Origin of the sequence: Atlantibacter sp. RC6 (genome assembly GCF_014193285.1) — a bacterium.
Taxonomy (GTDB): Bacteria; Pseudomonadota; Gammaproteobacteria; order Enterobacterales; family Enterobacteriaceae; genus Atlantibacter.
The window spans coordinates 86221-101241 of the sequence record NZ_JACHZE010000004.1 but is presented as its reverse complement, the minus strand read 5'-3'; the positions used below and the strand labels follow the sequence as shown (position 1 = coordinate 101241).

At 54.5% G+C, this 15021-nt stretch carries 11 protein-coding genes; 8 read left to right on the top strand and 3 right to left on the bottom strand.

The genetic code is table 11. The annotated features are described in order from the left end of the window. Positions 1–172: 172 nt before the first annotated feature. The 5 genes from glgB to glgP all read left to right on the top strand — a co-directional run bounded on the left by glgB (position 173) and on the right by glgP (position 9630). On the top strand, positions 173–2359 hold the full coding sequence (gene glgB, locus FHW74_RS10875; protein WP_183170446.1) for a 1,4-alpha-glucan branching enzyme: 2187 nt from the start codon (positions 173–175) through the stop codon (positions 2357–2359). Next, positions 2356–4338, top strand: a complete 1983-nt coding sequence (gene glgX / locus FHW74_RS10870) for a glycogen debranching protein GlgX (protein WP_183170445.1) — start codon at positions 2356–2358, stop codon at positions 4336–4338. Before glgB ends, glgX begins: the two co-directional genes overlap by 4 nt. Before the next feature lie 15 nt (positions 4339–4353). After that, a complete protein-coding gene (glgC, locus tag FHW74_RS10865) occupies positions 4354–5637 on the top strand; it encodes a glucose-1-phosphate adenylyltransferase (RefSeq protein WP_183170444.1) in 1284 nt (427 codons plus the stop codon). A gap of 92 nt (positions 5638–5729) precedes the next feature. Next, entirely contained in the window at positions 5730–7163 is a 1434-nt protein-coding gene (gene glgA, locus FHW74_RS10860; RefSeq protein WP_125292589.1) for a glycogen synthase GlgA, read from the top strand. A 19-nt stretch (positions 7164–7182) separates the two neighbouring features. Then, a complete protein-coding gene (glgP, locus tag FHW74_RS10855) occupies positions 7183–9630 on the top strand; it encodes a glycogen phosphorylase (protein ID WP_183170443.1) in 2448 nt (815 codons plus the stop codon). 97 nt (positions 9631–9727) lie between these two features. Here the strand turns inward: glgP and FHW74_RS10850 are convergent, their stop codons facing one another. The 3 genes from FHW74_RS10850 to glpD all read right to left on the bottom strand — a co-directional run bounded on the left by FHW74_RS10850 (position 9728) and on the right by glpD (position 12795). After that, complete coding sequence (locus FHW74_RS10850) at positions 9728–10015, bottom strand: hypothetical protein (RefSeq protein ID WP_183170442.1); 288 nt, start codon at positions 10013–10015, stop codon at positions 9728–9730. Then, positions 10012–11160 carry a hypothetical protein gene (locus FHW74_RS22860; protein WP_255459901.1) on the bottom strand — a complete coding sequence of 383 codons (1149 nt, stop codon included), beginning with the start codon at positions 11158–11160 and terminating at the stop codon, positions 10012–10014. The genes FHW74_RS10850 and FHW74_RS22860 overlap by 4 nt, the downstream gene beginning before the upstream one ends. 129 nt (positions 11161–11289) lie before the next feature. Beyond that, on the bottom strand, positions 11290–12795 hold the full coding sequence (gene glpD / locus FHW74_RS10840; RefSeq protein WP_183170441.1) for a glycerol-3-phosphate dehydrogenase: 1506 nt from the start codon (positions 12793–12795) through the stop codon (positions 11290–11292). A gap of 217 nt (positions 12796–13012) precedes the next feature. Here glpD and glpE point away from each other — a divergent pair, with 217 nt between their 5' ends. From glpE to FHW74_RS10825, 3 genes are read left to right on the top strand one after another with little or no spacing between them, the layout of a single operon-like run. Beyond that, complete coding sequence (glpE, locus tag FHW74_RS10835) at positions 13013–13342, top strand: thiosulfate sulfurtransferase GlpE (protein ID WP_183170440.1); 330 nt, start codon at positions 13013–13015, stop codon at positions 13340–13342. Between the two features lie 46 nt (positions 13343–13388). Further along, positions 13389–14219, top strand: coding sequence for a rhomboid family intramembrane serine protease GlpG (gene glpG / locus FHW74_RS10830; protein ID WP_183170439.1), 831 nt, complete (start codon positions 13389–13391; stop codon positions 14217–14219). 24 nt (positions 14220–14243) lie between these two features. After that, a complete protein-coding gene (locus tag FHW74_RS10825) occupies positions 14244–15002 on the top strand; it encodes a DeoR/GlpR family transcriptional regulator (protein WP_183170438.1) in 759 nt (252 codons plus the stop codon). Positions 15003–15021 lie beyond the last annotated feature (19 nt).

Genomic DNA, 15021 nt, shown 5'->3' with positions numbered 1-15021 from the left:
GGTCGGATAGCGCGTTGGCTATGCTTAAGGTTCGGGTGGTTTTACCGCTGAAACTTACAGGTGGGGACGATCGGCCAGAGGATGACGAGTTGGCTGCTCGTTCAGGTCAAGAGAAGTATCACGACCAGACGCTCAGGCGTAGGGCGATACATAAAAACAGGATGACGAAACCATGTCTGATCGCATCGATAGAGACGTGATTAATGCGCTTATTGCGGGCCATTTTGCGGATCCTTTTTCCGTACTGGGCATGCACAAAACCGAGGCTGGGCTGGAAGTTCGCGCGCTATTGCCGGACGCCACCGAAGTGTGGGTCATCGAACCGAAAACCGGTCGTAAGGTCGGCAAGCTGGAATGCCTTGATTCTCGTGGGTTCTTCAGCGGCGTGTTGGCGCGCCGTAAAAACTTTTTCCGTTACCAGCTGGCGGTTATCTGGCACGGCCAGCAAAACCTGATTGACGATCCGTATCGCTTCGGCCCGTTGTTGCAGGAAATGGACGCGTGGCTGCTGTCGGAAGGGACGCACCTGCGCCCTTATGAAACCCTTGGCGCGCACGCGCAAACCATGGATGGCGTCACCGGCACCCGTTTTACGCTCTGGGCGCCCAATGCGCGGCGCGTTTCCGTGGTCGGCCAGTTCAACTACTGGGACGGACGGCGTCACCCGATGCGTTTTCGCAAAGAGAGCGGCATCTGGGAACTGTTTGTCCCCGGCGCGCATAACGGTCAGCTCTATAAATTTGAAATGATTGATGCCAACGGCAATCTGCGTATTAAAGCTGACCCTTACGCGTTTGAGGCGCAGATGCGTCCGGAAACGGCGTCGATGATTTGCGATCTGCCGGAAAAAACCACCATCAGCCCGGCGCGGCAAAAAGCCAACCAGATGGATGCGCCGATCTCCATTTATGAGGTGCATTTAGGTTCCTGGCGTCGCCATACCGATAACAACTTCTGGTTGAGCTACCGTGAACTTGCCGAACAACTGGTGCCCTATGTGAAAGGTATGGGGTTTACCCATATCGAACTGCTGCCGATTAACGAACATCCCTTTGATGGCAGTTGGGGCTATCAGCCGCTGGGTCTGTATGCGCCAACTCGCCGCTTCGGCACGCGCGACGACTTTAAATACTTTATCAATGCCGCCCATGCCGCCGGGCTGAATGTGATCCTCGACTGGGTGCCGGGGCACTTCCCGAGCGATGAATTTGGTCTGGCGAATTTTGACGGCACCGAACTGTATGAGCACAGCGACCCGCGTGAAGGCTATCACCAGGACTGGAATACGCTGATCTATAACTATGGTCGCCGTGAAGTCAGCAACTTTCTGGTAGGCAACGCCCTGTACTGGACTGAGCGTTTTGGCATCGACGCCCTGCGCGTGGATGCGGTGGCGTCGATGATTTATCGCGATTACAGCCGCGCCGAAGGGCAGTGGATCCCTAATGAATACGGCGGGCGTGAAAACCTCGAAGCCATTGAATTCCTCAGGAAAACCAACCGTGTGCTGGGCGAGCAGGTGCATGGCGCGGTGACCATGGCGGAAGAATCCACTGATTTCCCGGGTGTGTCGCGCCCCCCTTCAGCGGGCGGCCTTGGCTTCTGGTTCAAATGGAACCTTGGCTGGATGCACGACACCCTCGACTACATGAAGCTCGACCCGGTGCACCGTCAGTATCATCACGACAAAATGACCTTCGGGATGCTGTACAACTACACCGAAAACTTTGTGCTGCCGCTGTCGCACGATGAAGTGGTGCACGGCAAAAAATCGATTCTCGACCGCATGCCTGGCGATGCCTGGCAGAAATTCGCCAACCTGCGCGCCTATTACGGCTGGATGTGGGCGTTCCCGGGTAAAAAGCTGCTGTTTATGGGCAACGAATTTGCCCAGGGGCGCGAGTGGAACCACGACTCCAGCCTCGACTGGCATCTGCTGGAAGGCGGCGACAACTGGCACCACGGCGTTCAGCGGCTGGTACGCGACCTCAACCATACCTACCGCCACCATAAAGCGCTGCATGAGCTGGATTTCGACCCCAATGGCTTTGAATGGCTGGTGGTGGAAGATAAAGCTAACTCGGTATTTGTGTTTGTGCGCCGTGACCGCGTGGGCAACGAAATCATCGTTGCCGCGAACTTTACGCCGGTGCCGCGCCATGAATACCGCTTTGGCGTCAATCAGCCAGGCCGTTGGCGTGAAGAGCTGAACACCGATTCGATGCACTATCACGGGAGTAATACCGGCAACGGCGGCGTGGTGCAGACCGATGCTATTCCCAGCCATGGCCGCGATAACTCACTGTGCATCACCATTCCCCCATTGGCGACCATCTGGCTAGTCCGGGAGGGGGAATGAGCCTGCTGGCTAAAGGAGCTCCAGCGCCGCTCGGCGCGCACTTCGATGGAAAGGGCGTGAATTTCACGCTGTTTTCCGCCAACGCGGAAAAAGTCGAGCTGTGCCTGTTTGATGAGCAGGGCAATGAACAGCGCTATGATTTACCGGCGCGTACCGGCGATATCTGGCACGGTTATCTGGCCAATATCCGCCCCGGGCAGCGCTACGGTTATCGGGTTCACGGCCCCTGGGCTCCGCGCCAGGGGCATCGCTTCAATCCCGCTAAATTACTGCTCGACCCTTGCGCGCGCGCCGTTGACGGCGATGTCGAAGATTCACCGTTGCTGCACGGCGGCTATCAGGAGCCGGACCACCGCGACAGCGCGCCCATCGCCCCGAAAGGCATAGTGATTCAGGACGACTACGACTGGGAAGAAGATCAATTGCTGTATACGCCCTGGGGCGAGACGGTGATTTATGAAGGCCATGTGCGCGGCCTGACCCAGCTGCATCCGAAAATCCCCACCGCCATGCGCGGCACCTATTCCGCATTGGGTCATCCGGTGATGACCGACTATTTCAGGCGCCTGGGGATCACTGCGCTGGAACTGCTACCTGTCGCCAACTTCGCTAACGAGCCGCGTCTTCAACGACTCGGGTTAACCAATTACTGGGGATACAACCCGTTCGCATTATGGTGCGTGTCGCCACGATATGCGATAAATCAGGATGTTAGCGCGGCGCTCGATGAATTCCGCGATGCGGTGAAAGCGCTGCATCGCGCGGGGATCGAGGTCATCCTGGATATCGTTCTCAACCATACGGCGGAGATCGATGAGGAGGGGCCAACCTATTCCATGCGTGGAATCGATAACCGTAGCTATTATTGGTTACAGGATAACGGCGACGATCACAACTGGACCGGCTGCGGCAATACCGTGAATTTAAGCCATCCCGGCGTGGTGGATTTCGCCATTGGTTGCCTGAAGTTCTGGGTGGAAGAGTGCCACGTCGACGGCTTCCGTTTTGACCTGGCGTCGGTGATGGGGCGTACTCCGGCATTCCGGCAGGATGCGCCGCTGTTTGAGGCTATCCGCCAGGACCCGGTGCTGTCGAAAGTGAAGTTGATTGCTGAGCCGTGGGATATCGGCGCAGGCGGCTACCAGGTGGGGAACTATCCGCCGCTATTCGCGGAATGGAACGATCATTTTCGCGACGGTATGCGGCGTTTCTGGCTGCATCAGGATTTGTCGTTAGGCGGCTTTGCCTGCCGGTTCGCGGGCTCCAGTGACATCTTTCGCGACGAAGGCCGCCTGCCGTCCGCCAGCGTTAATTTAATCACCGCCCATGACGGTTTTACGCTGCGCGACTGCGTAAGTTTCAACAGTAAGCATAACGAAGCCAACGGCGAAGATAATCGCGACGGCACCACTCATAACTTCAGTAATAACTACGGTTTTGAAGGGCTGGAGGCAGGGCAACATATTAAAGAGCGGCGGCGCGACAGTATTCATGCGCTGCTTACCACGTTATTGCTTTCTCAGGGCACCCCGATGCTGCTGGCCGGTGATGAACACGGCCATAGCCAGCACGGCAACAATAATGCCTACTGCCAGGACAACGAACTGACCTGGCTTGATTGGGCCCATAGCAATGACGGTTTAACGAACTTTACAGCGGCGCTTATTCACCTGCGCAAGACGATTCCGGCGCTGACCGAAAATCGCTGGTGGGATGAAGGTGATAACAACGTCCGCTGGTTGAATCGAGAGGGACAACCCCTCCGTGCTGACGAGTGGCAAGGGGGTCCGCGCTATTTGCAGATCCAGCTTTCCGAACGTTGGCTTATTGCGATCAATGCAACCGATGTGGTGTCAGAGATCGTCTTACCCAAAGGGGAGTGGCGTGCTATCCCCCCATTTGCCGGAGAGGACAATCCGGTAGTAATGGCTGTATGGCATGGGCCCGCGCACGGAGTGTGCGTATTCCAAAAGTCATAATAAAAGGAGTCAGTCATGGTTAGGTTTGAAAAGAACGATCCTCTGATGTTAGCGCGACAACTGCCCATAAAATCTGTCGCTTTGATTCTGGCGGGTGGACGTGGCACGCGCCTGAAAGATTTAACCACTACCCGAGCCAAACCCGCCGTTCACTTTGGCGGTAAGTTCCGCATCATCGACTTTGCGTTATCCAATTGCATCAACTCGGGCATCCGCCGGATTGGGGTAATCACCCAGTACCAGTCACATACTCTGGTTCAGCATATCCAGCGCGGCTGGTCGTTCTTCAGCGAAGAGATGAACGAGTTTGTCGATCTGCTTCCCGCGCAGCAGCGCGTGCACGGCGAAAACTGGTACCGTGGTACCGCAGACGCCGTCACCCAGAATCTCGATATTATCCGGCGTTATGGCGCTGAATATATCGTGATCCTGGCGGGGGACCATATCTACAAACAAGACTACTCGCGGATGCTGATTGACCATGTGGAAAAAGGCGCGCGCTGTACGGTAGCGTGTATGCCGGTTCCTAAGGCCGAAGCGACGGCGTTTGGCGTGATGGATGTGGACGAGCACGACAAAATCATCGATTTCGTTGAAAAGCCGGCCGATCCGCCGACCATGCCGAACGACCCGACCAAATCGCTGGCCAGCATGGGGATTTACATTTTCGATGCTGAATATCTGTATGAATTACTGGAAGAGGATGATAACGATCCGAACTCCAGCCACGATTTCGGCAAAGATATTATCCCTAAACTGACGGCGGCGGGGGAAGCGTACGCCCACCCGTTCCCGCTCTCCTGCGTGCAGTCCGATCCCGACGCAGAGCCCTACTGGCGCGATGTAGGGACGCTGGAAGCTTACTGGAAAGCCAACCTCGATCTGGCCTCGGTCACCCCGGAGCTGGACATGTACGATCGCGATTGGCCAATTCGTACCCACATGGAACCGCTACCACCTGCTAAATTTGTACAGGACCGATCCGGCAGTCACGGGATGACCCTGAACTCGCTGGTGTCCGGCGGATGCATTATTTCCGGTTCTGTGGTGGTGCAGTCGGTGCTGTTCCCCAGGGTTCGGGTAAATTCATTCTGTAATATTGATTCTTCAGTATTGTTGCCAGACGTCTGGATTGGCCGTTCGTGCCGTCTGCGTCGCTGCATTATTGACCGCGCCTGCGTGATCCCTGAAGGTATGGTCATTGGCGAAAATGCGGAAGAAGATGCTCGCCGGTTCTATCGCTCCGAAGAAGGGATTGTTTTAGTTACGCGCGAGATGCTCAGGAAACTGGAAGGGTAATTGCGCAGGGAATAACCGCGCGGCGCAGGCCGTGCGGTTAAATTTCGCGTTTGGCGCGCTTTTTCGCGCCGGGTAATTGAACGGGAGCCATAATGCAGGTTTTACACGTTTGTTCTGAAATGTTTCCGCTACTGAAAACAGGTGGTCTGGCGGATGTGATTGGGGCGTTGCCCGCCGCGCAGATTGCCGATGGCGTGGACACCCGCGTGCTGTTGCCCGCATTCCCTGATATTCGACGTGGTGTCACCGATGCCCAGCAGGTCGCGCACCGCGACACCTTTGCCGGGCCGGTTACGCTGCTGTTCGGGCATTTCAACGGCGTCGGTATCTATATGATTGACGCACCGGATCTGTATGACCGCCCGGGGAGTCCTTATCACGACACCAATCAGTATGCCTATCCCGATAACGTGATTCGCTTCGCGCTGTTAGGCTGGGCGGGGTGTGAAATGGCATGCGGATTCGACCCCTTCTGGAAGCCGGATGTGGTACACGCGCACGACTGGCATGCCGGCCTTGCGCCTGCGTACCTTGCCGCGCGCGGCCACCCGGCGAAATCGGTGTTTACGGTCCATAACCTGGCGTATCAGGGCATGTTCTACGCACATCATATGAGCGAGATTGGCCTGCCGTGGTGGTTCTTCGACATTAATGGTCTGGAGTTCAACGGCCAAATTTCCTTCTTAAAAGCCGGGCTTTACTACGCCGACCATATCACGGCGGTCAGCCCGACTTATGCCCGTGAAATTACCGAGCCGCAGTTCGCTTACGGTATGGAGGGGCTGCTGCAACAGCGTCATCGCGAAGGCCGCCTGTCCGGCATCCTCAACGGTGTGGATGAGAACATTTGGGACCCATCAACGGACCTGCTCTTGTCTGCCCGATATAACCGCGATACGTTAGAAGAGAAAGCAGAAAACAAACGCCAGCTGCAAATTGCCATGGGACTGAAGGTGAATGACAAAGTCCCGCTGTTTGCGGTGGTGAGCCGACTTACCAGCCAGAAAGGTCTCGACCTGGTGCTGGAAGCGCTGCCGGGCCTGCTGGAGCAGGGCGGGCAGTTGGCATTGCTTGGCGCGGGTGATGCGGTGTTGCAGGAGGGTTTCCTTGCCGCCGCTGCCGAACATCCGGGCCAGGTTGGGGTACAGATTGGGTATCACGAAGCGTTTTCCCACCGCATCATGGGCGGCGCGGATGTGATCCTGGTGCCCAGCCGTTTTGAGCCGTGCGGTTTAACGCAGCTCTACGGTTTGAAATATGGCACGCTGCCGCTGGTGCGCCGCACCGGTGGCTTAGCGGATACCGTGTCAGACAGCTCGCTGGAGAATTTAGCCGATGGAATGGCCAGTGGCTTCGTGTTTGAAGATAGTAATGCCTGGTCGCTGCTACGTGCGATTCGGCGTGCTTTCGTGTTGTGGTCGCGTCCATCACTTTGGCGGTTTGTTCAGCGTCAGGCGATGGGCATGGATTTTAGCTGGCATGTTGCGGCGAAGTCTTACCGCGAACTTTATCAACGCTTGATGTAACTATCCTGGAATCACATGTATGAATGCACCCTTTTCCTATTCATCCCCCACAGTCAGCGTTGAGGCGCTAAAGCATTCCATTGCTTATAAGCTGATGTTTACCATTGGTAAAGATCCAGCCATCGCCAATAAACACGAATGGCTGAACGCGACGCTGTTTGCCGTGCGGGATCGTCTGGTGGAGCGCTGGCTGCGCTCCAATCGCGCGCAGCTTTCTCAGGAAATGCGCCAGGTTTACTACCTGTCGATGGAATTTCTGATTGGCCGAACTCTCTCGAACGCATTACTTTCGTTGGGCATTTACGACGATGTGAAGGACGCGCTCGAAGAGATGGGGCTCGATCTTGAAGAGCTTATCGATGAAGAGAACGACCCTGGCCTCGGTAACGGCGGCCTCGGGCGTCTCGCCGCCTGTTTCCTGGACTCGCTGGCGACCTTAGGTCTGCCAGGCCGCGGCTATGGTATTCGCTACGACTACGGTATGTTCCGGCAAAATATCGTTGATGGCCGTCAAAAAGAGTCCCCGGATTACTGGCTGGAATATGGCAACCCGTGGGAGTTTAAACGCCACAACACCCGCTACAAAGTGCGCTTCGGCGGGCGTATCCAGCAGGAAGGTAAGAAAACCCGCTGGATCGAAACCGAAGAGATCCTGGCGGTGGCGTACGACCAGATTATCCCCGGCTACGATACCGACGCCACCAACACGCTGCGCCTGTGGAATGCCCAGGCGAGTAGCGAAATCAATCTTGGTAAATTCAACCAAGGGGATTACTTTGCGGCGGTGGAAGATAAAAACCACTCCGAAAACGTCTCCCGGGTACTTTATCCCGATGACTCCACCTATTCCGGGCGCGAGCTGCGGTTGCGCCAGGAGTACTTCCTGGTGTCGGCAACTATCCAGGATATCCTGAACCGCCATTACCAGATGCATAAAACCTATGCCAATCTGGCGGATAAAATTGCTATCCACCTGAATGACACTCATCCGGTGCTGTCGATTCCGGAACTGATGCGTTTACTGATCGACGAACATAAGTTTGGTTGGGATGAAGCCTTCGAAGTCACCTGCCAGGTGTTCTCGTACACCAACCACACGTTGATGAGCGAGGCGCTGGAAAGCTGGCCGGTAGATATGCTGGGCAAAATCCTACCGCGCCATCTGCAAATTATTTTCGAGATCAACGATTACTTCCTGAAAACCGTTCAGGAGCAGTACCCGAACGACACCGCATTGCTGAGCCGCACCTCGATTATCGACGAATCCAACGGTCGTAAAGTGCGTATGGCCTGGCTGGCGGTGGTGGTGAGCCACAAGGTCAACGGCGTGTCGGAACTGCATTCAAACCTGATGGTGCAATCATTGTTCGCGGATTTTGCGCGCATTTTCCCGATGCGTTTCTGCAACGTGACCAACGGCGTGACGCCGCGCCGCTGGCTGGCGCTGGCGAACCCGGCGCTGTCGGAGGTGCTGGACGACAATATTGGCCGCAACTGGCGCACTGATTTGAGCCAACTGAGCGAGCTGAAGCAGCATATCGACTATCCGCTGGTGAATCAGGCGGTGCGTCAGGCCAAGCTCGAAAACAAAAAGCGGCTGGCGAACGTCATTGCCCAGCAGCTGGATGTGGTGGTCAATCCAAAAGCGCTGTTCGATGTGCAGATTAAGCGTATTCACGAGTACAAACGTCAGTTGATGAATGTCCTGCACGTGATCACCCGCTATAACCGCATCAAGGCCGATCCGAGTGCCGACTGGGTGCCGCGCGTAAATATTTTCGCCGGTAAAGCCGCCTCGGCGTACTACATGGCGAAGCACATTATTCACCTGATCAATGATGTGGCCGAGGTGATCAACAACGATCCCGATGTGCGTGATCATCTGAAAGTGATGTTTATCCCGAACTACAGCGTCAGCCTGGCGCAGGTGATCATCCCGGCTGCGGATCTCTCCGAGCAGATCTCTCTGGCGGGTACTGAAGCGTCCGGCACCAGTAACATGAAGTTTGCGCTCAACGGCGCGCTGACTATCGGCACGCTGGATGGCGCAAATGTGGAAATGCTCGAGCACGTAGGGTCGGAGAATATCTTTATCTTCGGCAACACGGCGGAGCAGGTCGAGGAACTGCGCCGCAAAGGGTATAAGCCACGCGAGTATTATGAGCAGGATGAAGAGCTGCATCTGGCGTTAACCCAGATCGGCACCGGGGTCTTTAGCCCGGATGAGGTCGGACGCTATCGCGATCTGCTGGATTCGTTGATTAACTTTGGCGATCACTATCAGGTGCTGGCGGATTACCGCAGCTATGTGGATACCCAGGATAAAGTTGACGAGCTGTACCGCCAGCCCGAAGCTTGGTCTACCTGCGCGATGCAGAATATTGCCAATATGGGGTATTTCTCGTCCGACCGGACGATTCAGGAATACGCCGAAAATATCTGGAATATTAAACCGGTGCGGTTGTAAACAGTAATAAAAAACGGCGGAGATTCTCCGCCGTTTTACCTCAAGATTGCTGTTATAGAAACTGAAAGCAGTAAGTAACCGACCAACACTATGTTTACTATAGATTTTCCTCACACATTGCTTTCTCAAGTTGTTCGTAAAGTGTGTGCCTTAAAGCATCAAGTTTGTTATTTTCAGCAATTAATGGGATTCCATTGTTATGTAGAACCACATCGTTAAACGATCCTATACCACCATAAAACCGTTTCAAAGAAAGAAGGGAGTCATGGTAATGACTATCAAGCGCTGTACCTGCTGCTTCGAAAGCGTTTGCCCATGCAATCTCATCATTTGATGACAACGTACTGATAATATTGATTACTGTTATTTTAATTTCATTCTTCATTTTAATCCTCCCTGGCCAAGGATCTTAACGCCTGGTATTTTCCACGGTGTCGGTATTACAACTTGCTCTGTTCCACCAGAGTAAAGGTCTGTTTGGTATCCTACTTCGCCAACATAAACTTTTGTTCCTGCCGGAATTTGAATCTCGTGATAGCTATCAAGGGGTGATGCATTGCCATTAGGCCATGTGGGCAATAAGGCTTTGTCTGCTCTAGTCTGGAGGATACCTTGAGGTTGTTCATATCCAAAAAACTGGCCAAGTGGTTTCCCCTTTACTCCACCTCTGTAAAATACGGTGTCTGTTGATAGCGAAATCACTTTATATGCGCCGCTAGAAAAGGTATCAGCTAATTCTTTAGGTAATGGGCCTGGATTTAATATCGTGTATTCACCTTCAACCGAGCCTAAAGCATGAAGGTTTTTAAGTTCGGAGAGCTTACGGGCGGTTGCTAAACTACTCATACCGAACCCCGCAGCTATTGAAGCCCCGGCAATTATCAGTCCCTTGTTATCCATGACCTGCTCGTAGCCTGCAGGAGCCTCACCGCCCAGTTGTTCCGCCGTTTTACGAAACCCCTCGCTATTGCCGTTATAAATACCGCCAGCGGCAAGTAATCGACCAACGCTTTTACTATTAAGGGTTTTCCCCACGCTATCGTAGGTCTCTGGCTGGCTGCTTCTTCCCCTGAGTTGTCTTGAACAGGTTGGCGCGGGTTTTCCCCCGGTACGTCGATAGTCGCGTTTGCTTACTGCAATGTTAAACGCTTCAATAATTCTTTTTGCTCCGCCGAATTTAAAAGCATTTTCATCGCGGCAAATTAACGCTCCGTTGTCGTCAATGTAAAACAAACTGGCGGGCAGGTTGGAGATATCGTCCAGACATACCACATCACCATGCTCTATCAGGGCCTTTAATTTTTCCCTGGAGCGTTCTCCAAATTCGGGAAGTGCTGCGGCGAGTGGATAAGTGGATTTTGGCTCGATATTGATGATATAGCGCTGGTGATCCCAGCGGTCATTAAACTGGTAGTCCTGTTCGGCGTGTTTCCATGCCGCAAAAGGCGGGATAATCCGTTCAAACGATTCTGGAGGAAGATTATCGCGAGACAGGTAGATAAGACGGCTTCCCGGTAGACTCAATCCCATATAAACATCCTGTTTATTTCTTATGGTTTGAGGAGATATTCAGGCATCAAGGGAAAATAACAATCAATAATTAACGCCCCTGTGACAGGGGCGTCATAATAAACCAGGAAACGGAGCGACCCGCTTCGTTTAAGACGCGAGCGAAAGCTCTTGTTTGGTGTATGCAGTGAGCCAGGCCGCCACGCGCGACTCCTGTTCGGCAGTTAGCCACATACCGAGCTTGGTACGACGCCACAGCGCATCATCCAGACGGCGCACCCACTCATGATCCACCAGGTAACGCAGTTCCGCTTCGTAAAACTCGTGGCCAAAATCCTCGCCCAACTCGTCGAGACGACTGCTGTTGCCTAAAATCAGCTCGCTGTTGGAGCCGTAGGTCCGCGCATAGTGGCGCGCCAGCGATTCGCTGATAAATGGATAACGACGACGCAGCTTCGCGGCATAGTCATCGCGATCGCCATTCAGTTCACCACCGGGCAGAACACAGTTTTTGGTCCACGCCGGCCCCATCGACGGGTAGTAGTTTGCCAGTTTTTCCAGCGCATGTTCCGCCAGCTTGCGGTAGGTAGTCAGTTTGCCGCCGAACACCGACAGCAGCGGCGCCTGGCCGTTTTCATCATGAATATCCAGCGTGTAATCACGGGTGATGGCCTGCGGCGAATCGGATTCGTCATCACACAGCGGGCGGACGCCAGAGTAAGTCCACACCACATCATCGCGGCTAAGCTGCTTTTTAAAGTGCAGGTTGTAAACCTTCAGCAGGTAGTTGATTTCGCTTTCATCAATCGCCACCTGTTTCGGATCGCCTTTGTACTCCACGTCGGTGGTGCCGATGATCGAAAACTCGTCCATCCACGGGATCACAAACACAATGCGCTTATCTTCGTTTTGCAGGATATAGGCCTGCTTCTGCTGATGAACGCGCGGCACCACGATGTGGCTGCCTTTGATCAAACGGATACCGTACGGCGACGGCAGTTTCAGCCCGTCATCAAAGAAGTTTTTCACCCACGGGCCGGTAGCGTTAACCAGGCCGCGGGCGCGCCAGGTGTAGGTTTTACCGGTGTCGATATCTTCCGCTTCCACCACCCACAGGCCGTTTTCACGGCGGGCGGAGGTGGCTTTAGTGCGGGTCATCACTTCGCCGCCTTTCTTCACCACCATTTGTGCGTTCGCGAGCACTAAACGCGCATCGTCCACCCAGCAGTCAGAATATTCGAAACCGCGCACGATCTCCGGCTTCAGGACCGAATCCGCGCCAAAGCGCAAACCGTGCGAGCGCGGCAGGCTGGTGCGTTTGCCCAGGTTGTCATACATAAACAGACCGGCGCGGATCATCCAGGCCGGACGTAAATGCGGGCGGTGCGGCAGACGGAAACGCATCGGGAACGCGATATGCGGCGCCATTTTCAGTAGCACTTCGCGCTCCGCCAGCGCCTCGCTGACCAGGCGGAATTCATAATGTTCCAGGTAGCGCAGGCCGCCGTGGATCAATTTTGAACTTGCCGATGAGGTGGCACAGGCCAAATCCTGCGCTTCCAGCATCAGCACCGATAAACCGCGCCCGGCTGCATCCACCGCAATGCCTGCGCCGTTAATGCCTCCGCCTATCACAATCAGATCTTTGGTTTCCATGCTTGCCTCTTGCACTTTCGTTAAAGCTCAAAAATGTTCGTTATCGCTCATAATAGCAAATGTTGCGGTCGTTTGGTAACAAGAAAAAAACAATTTCGCGTGATACACATAACAATATGGCGCGCCGCCCTGCTCAACACGTACACTTAAACGGTAAACCTGAAGCAACCGGCCAATGGCCGGATAATGTGAATAACCGTAGAGAATGAGAGCGACCATGGATCACTTTGAATGTATTGGTGTTGAAGAAGCGCACCAGAAAATGCAACGCGGCACCGCCGTACTGGTGGATATTCGCGATCCGCAAAGTTATGCGATTGGTCACGCGCCCGGCGCGTTTCATTTAACCAACGACACGCTGAACAACTTTATGCAGCACACGGATTTCGACACCCCGGTAATGGTGATGTGCTATCACGGCAACAGCAGCAAAGGCGCGGCGCAGTATCTGTTGCAGCAGGGCTATGAAAATGTGTATAGCGTGGACGGCGGCTTTGATGCCTGGCACCGGCACTTTCCCGCCGAAGTGGCTTATAAGCTGGATTGATTAGCGTATATACTCCCTTTCTTTGTGTGGAAAACGGCGTTTATTGATGGTACTGATTACGACTTTTGCCAATCCGCGAATGGCCCAGGCCTTTGTGGATTACATGGCCACGCAGGGCGTTGTTCTGACCATTCAGCAGCACAGCCAGACCGATGTCTGGCTGGCTGACGATCAACAGGCCGACCGGGTGCAGGCCGAACTGGCTAAATTTCTCGAAGACCCGAACGATCCGCGCTATCTGGCCGCCAGCTGGCGCACCGGCCATACCAACAGCGGCCTGCATTATCGCCGCTATCCGTTTATGGCGACGCTGCGCGAACGCGCCGGTCCGTTCACCATTGGGCTTGCCAGCGTCTGTATCGCGGTTTATGTCCTGATGCTGATGGTTGGTGACCAGGCGGTGATGATTTGGCTGGCCTGGCCTTATGACTCAAGTCTCGATTTTGAATTCTGGCGCTACTTTACCCACGCGCTGCTTCACTTCTCGATCATGCATATCACCTTTAATTTGTTATGGTGGTGGTATCTCGGCGGGCCGGTGGAAAAACGCCTTGGCAGCGGCAAGCTGATTGTACTGACGCTGGTATCCGCGCTGTTGAGCGGCTACGTGCAGCATAAATTCAGCGGCGCCTGGTTTGGCGGCTTGTCCGGCGTGGTATACGCGCTGATGGGCTATGTCTGGCTGCGCGGCGAGCGCGATCCCGAAAGCGGTATCGTCATGCCGCGCGGGTTAATGGTTTTTGCGCTGCTGTGGCTGGTTGCCGGTTGGTTCGATCTGTTTGGGTTCTCAATTGCCAATGCCGCGCACCTGACCGGATTACTGGTAGGGCTGGCGATGGCGTTCGTTGACTGCCTTCATTTGCGAAAACGAACATAATTCAGTGCAGTGCAGGAGAAAAGAGTGAAGCAAACACAGCGTCATGACGCCATTATTGAACTTGTTAAAAAACAAGGATATGTCAGCACTGAAGAGCTGGTGGAGCAATTTTCCGTTAGCCCGCAGACCATTCGCCGCGATTTAAACGATCTGGCCGATCAAAATATGATTTTGCGCCATCATGGCGGCGCGGCGCTGCCGTCCAGTTCGGTCAACACCTCCTGGCATGACCGTAAGGCCACCCAGACCATGGAAAAGGCGCGCATCGCCCAGCGGGTCGCCAGCCAAATCCCTAATGGCGCCACGCTGTTTATCGATATCGGCACCACGCCGGAAGCGGTGGCCCACGCGCTGCTGAACCACGAAAATCTGCGCATCGTGACCAATAACCTCAACGTCGCCAATACACTGATGGTAAAGGATGATTTTCGTATCATTCTGGCGGGCGGCGAACTGCGCAGCCGCGACGGTGGGATTATCGGCGAGGCGACCCTGGATTTTATCTCCCAGTTTCGGCTGGATTTCGGCATTCTCGGGATCAGCGGCATCGACAGCGACGGCTCGCTGTTAGAGTTTGACTACCATGAAGTACGCACCAAGCGGGCGATTATTGAAAACTCGCGCCACGTGATGCTGGTGGTGGATCATTCGAAGTTTGGCCGTAACGCCATGGTCAATCTGGGCAGCATCAGTCTGGTGGATGCGGTTTACACCGATATCGCGCCGCCTGCGGGCGTATTACAGGTGATCCGCGAGCATAACATCCAGCTGGAACTCTGCTAACAGCAAGCACCCGGCATTG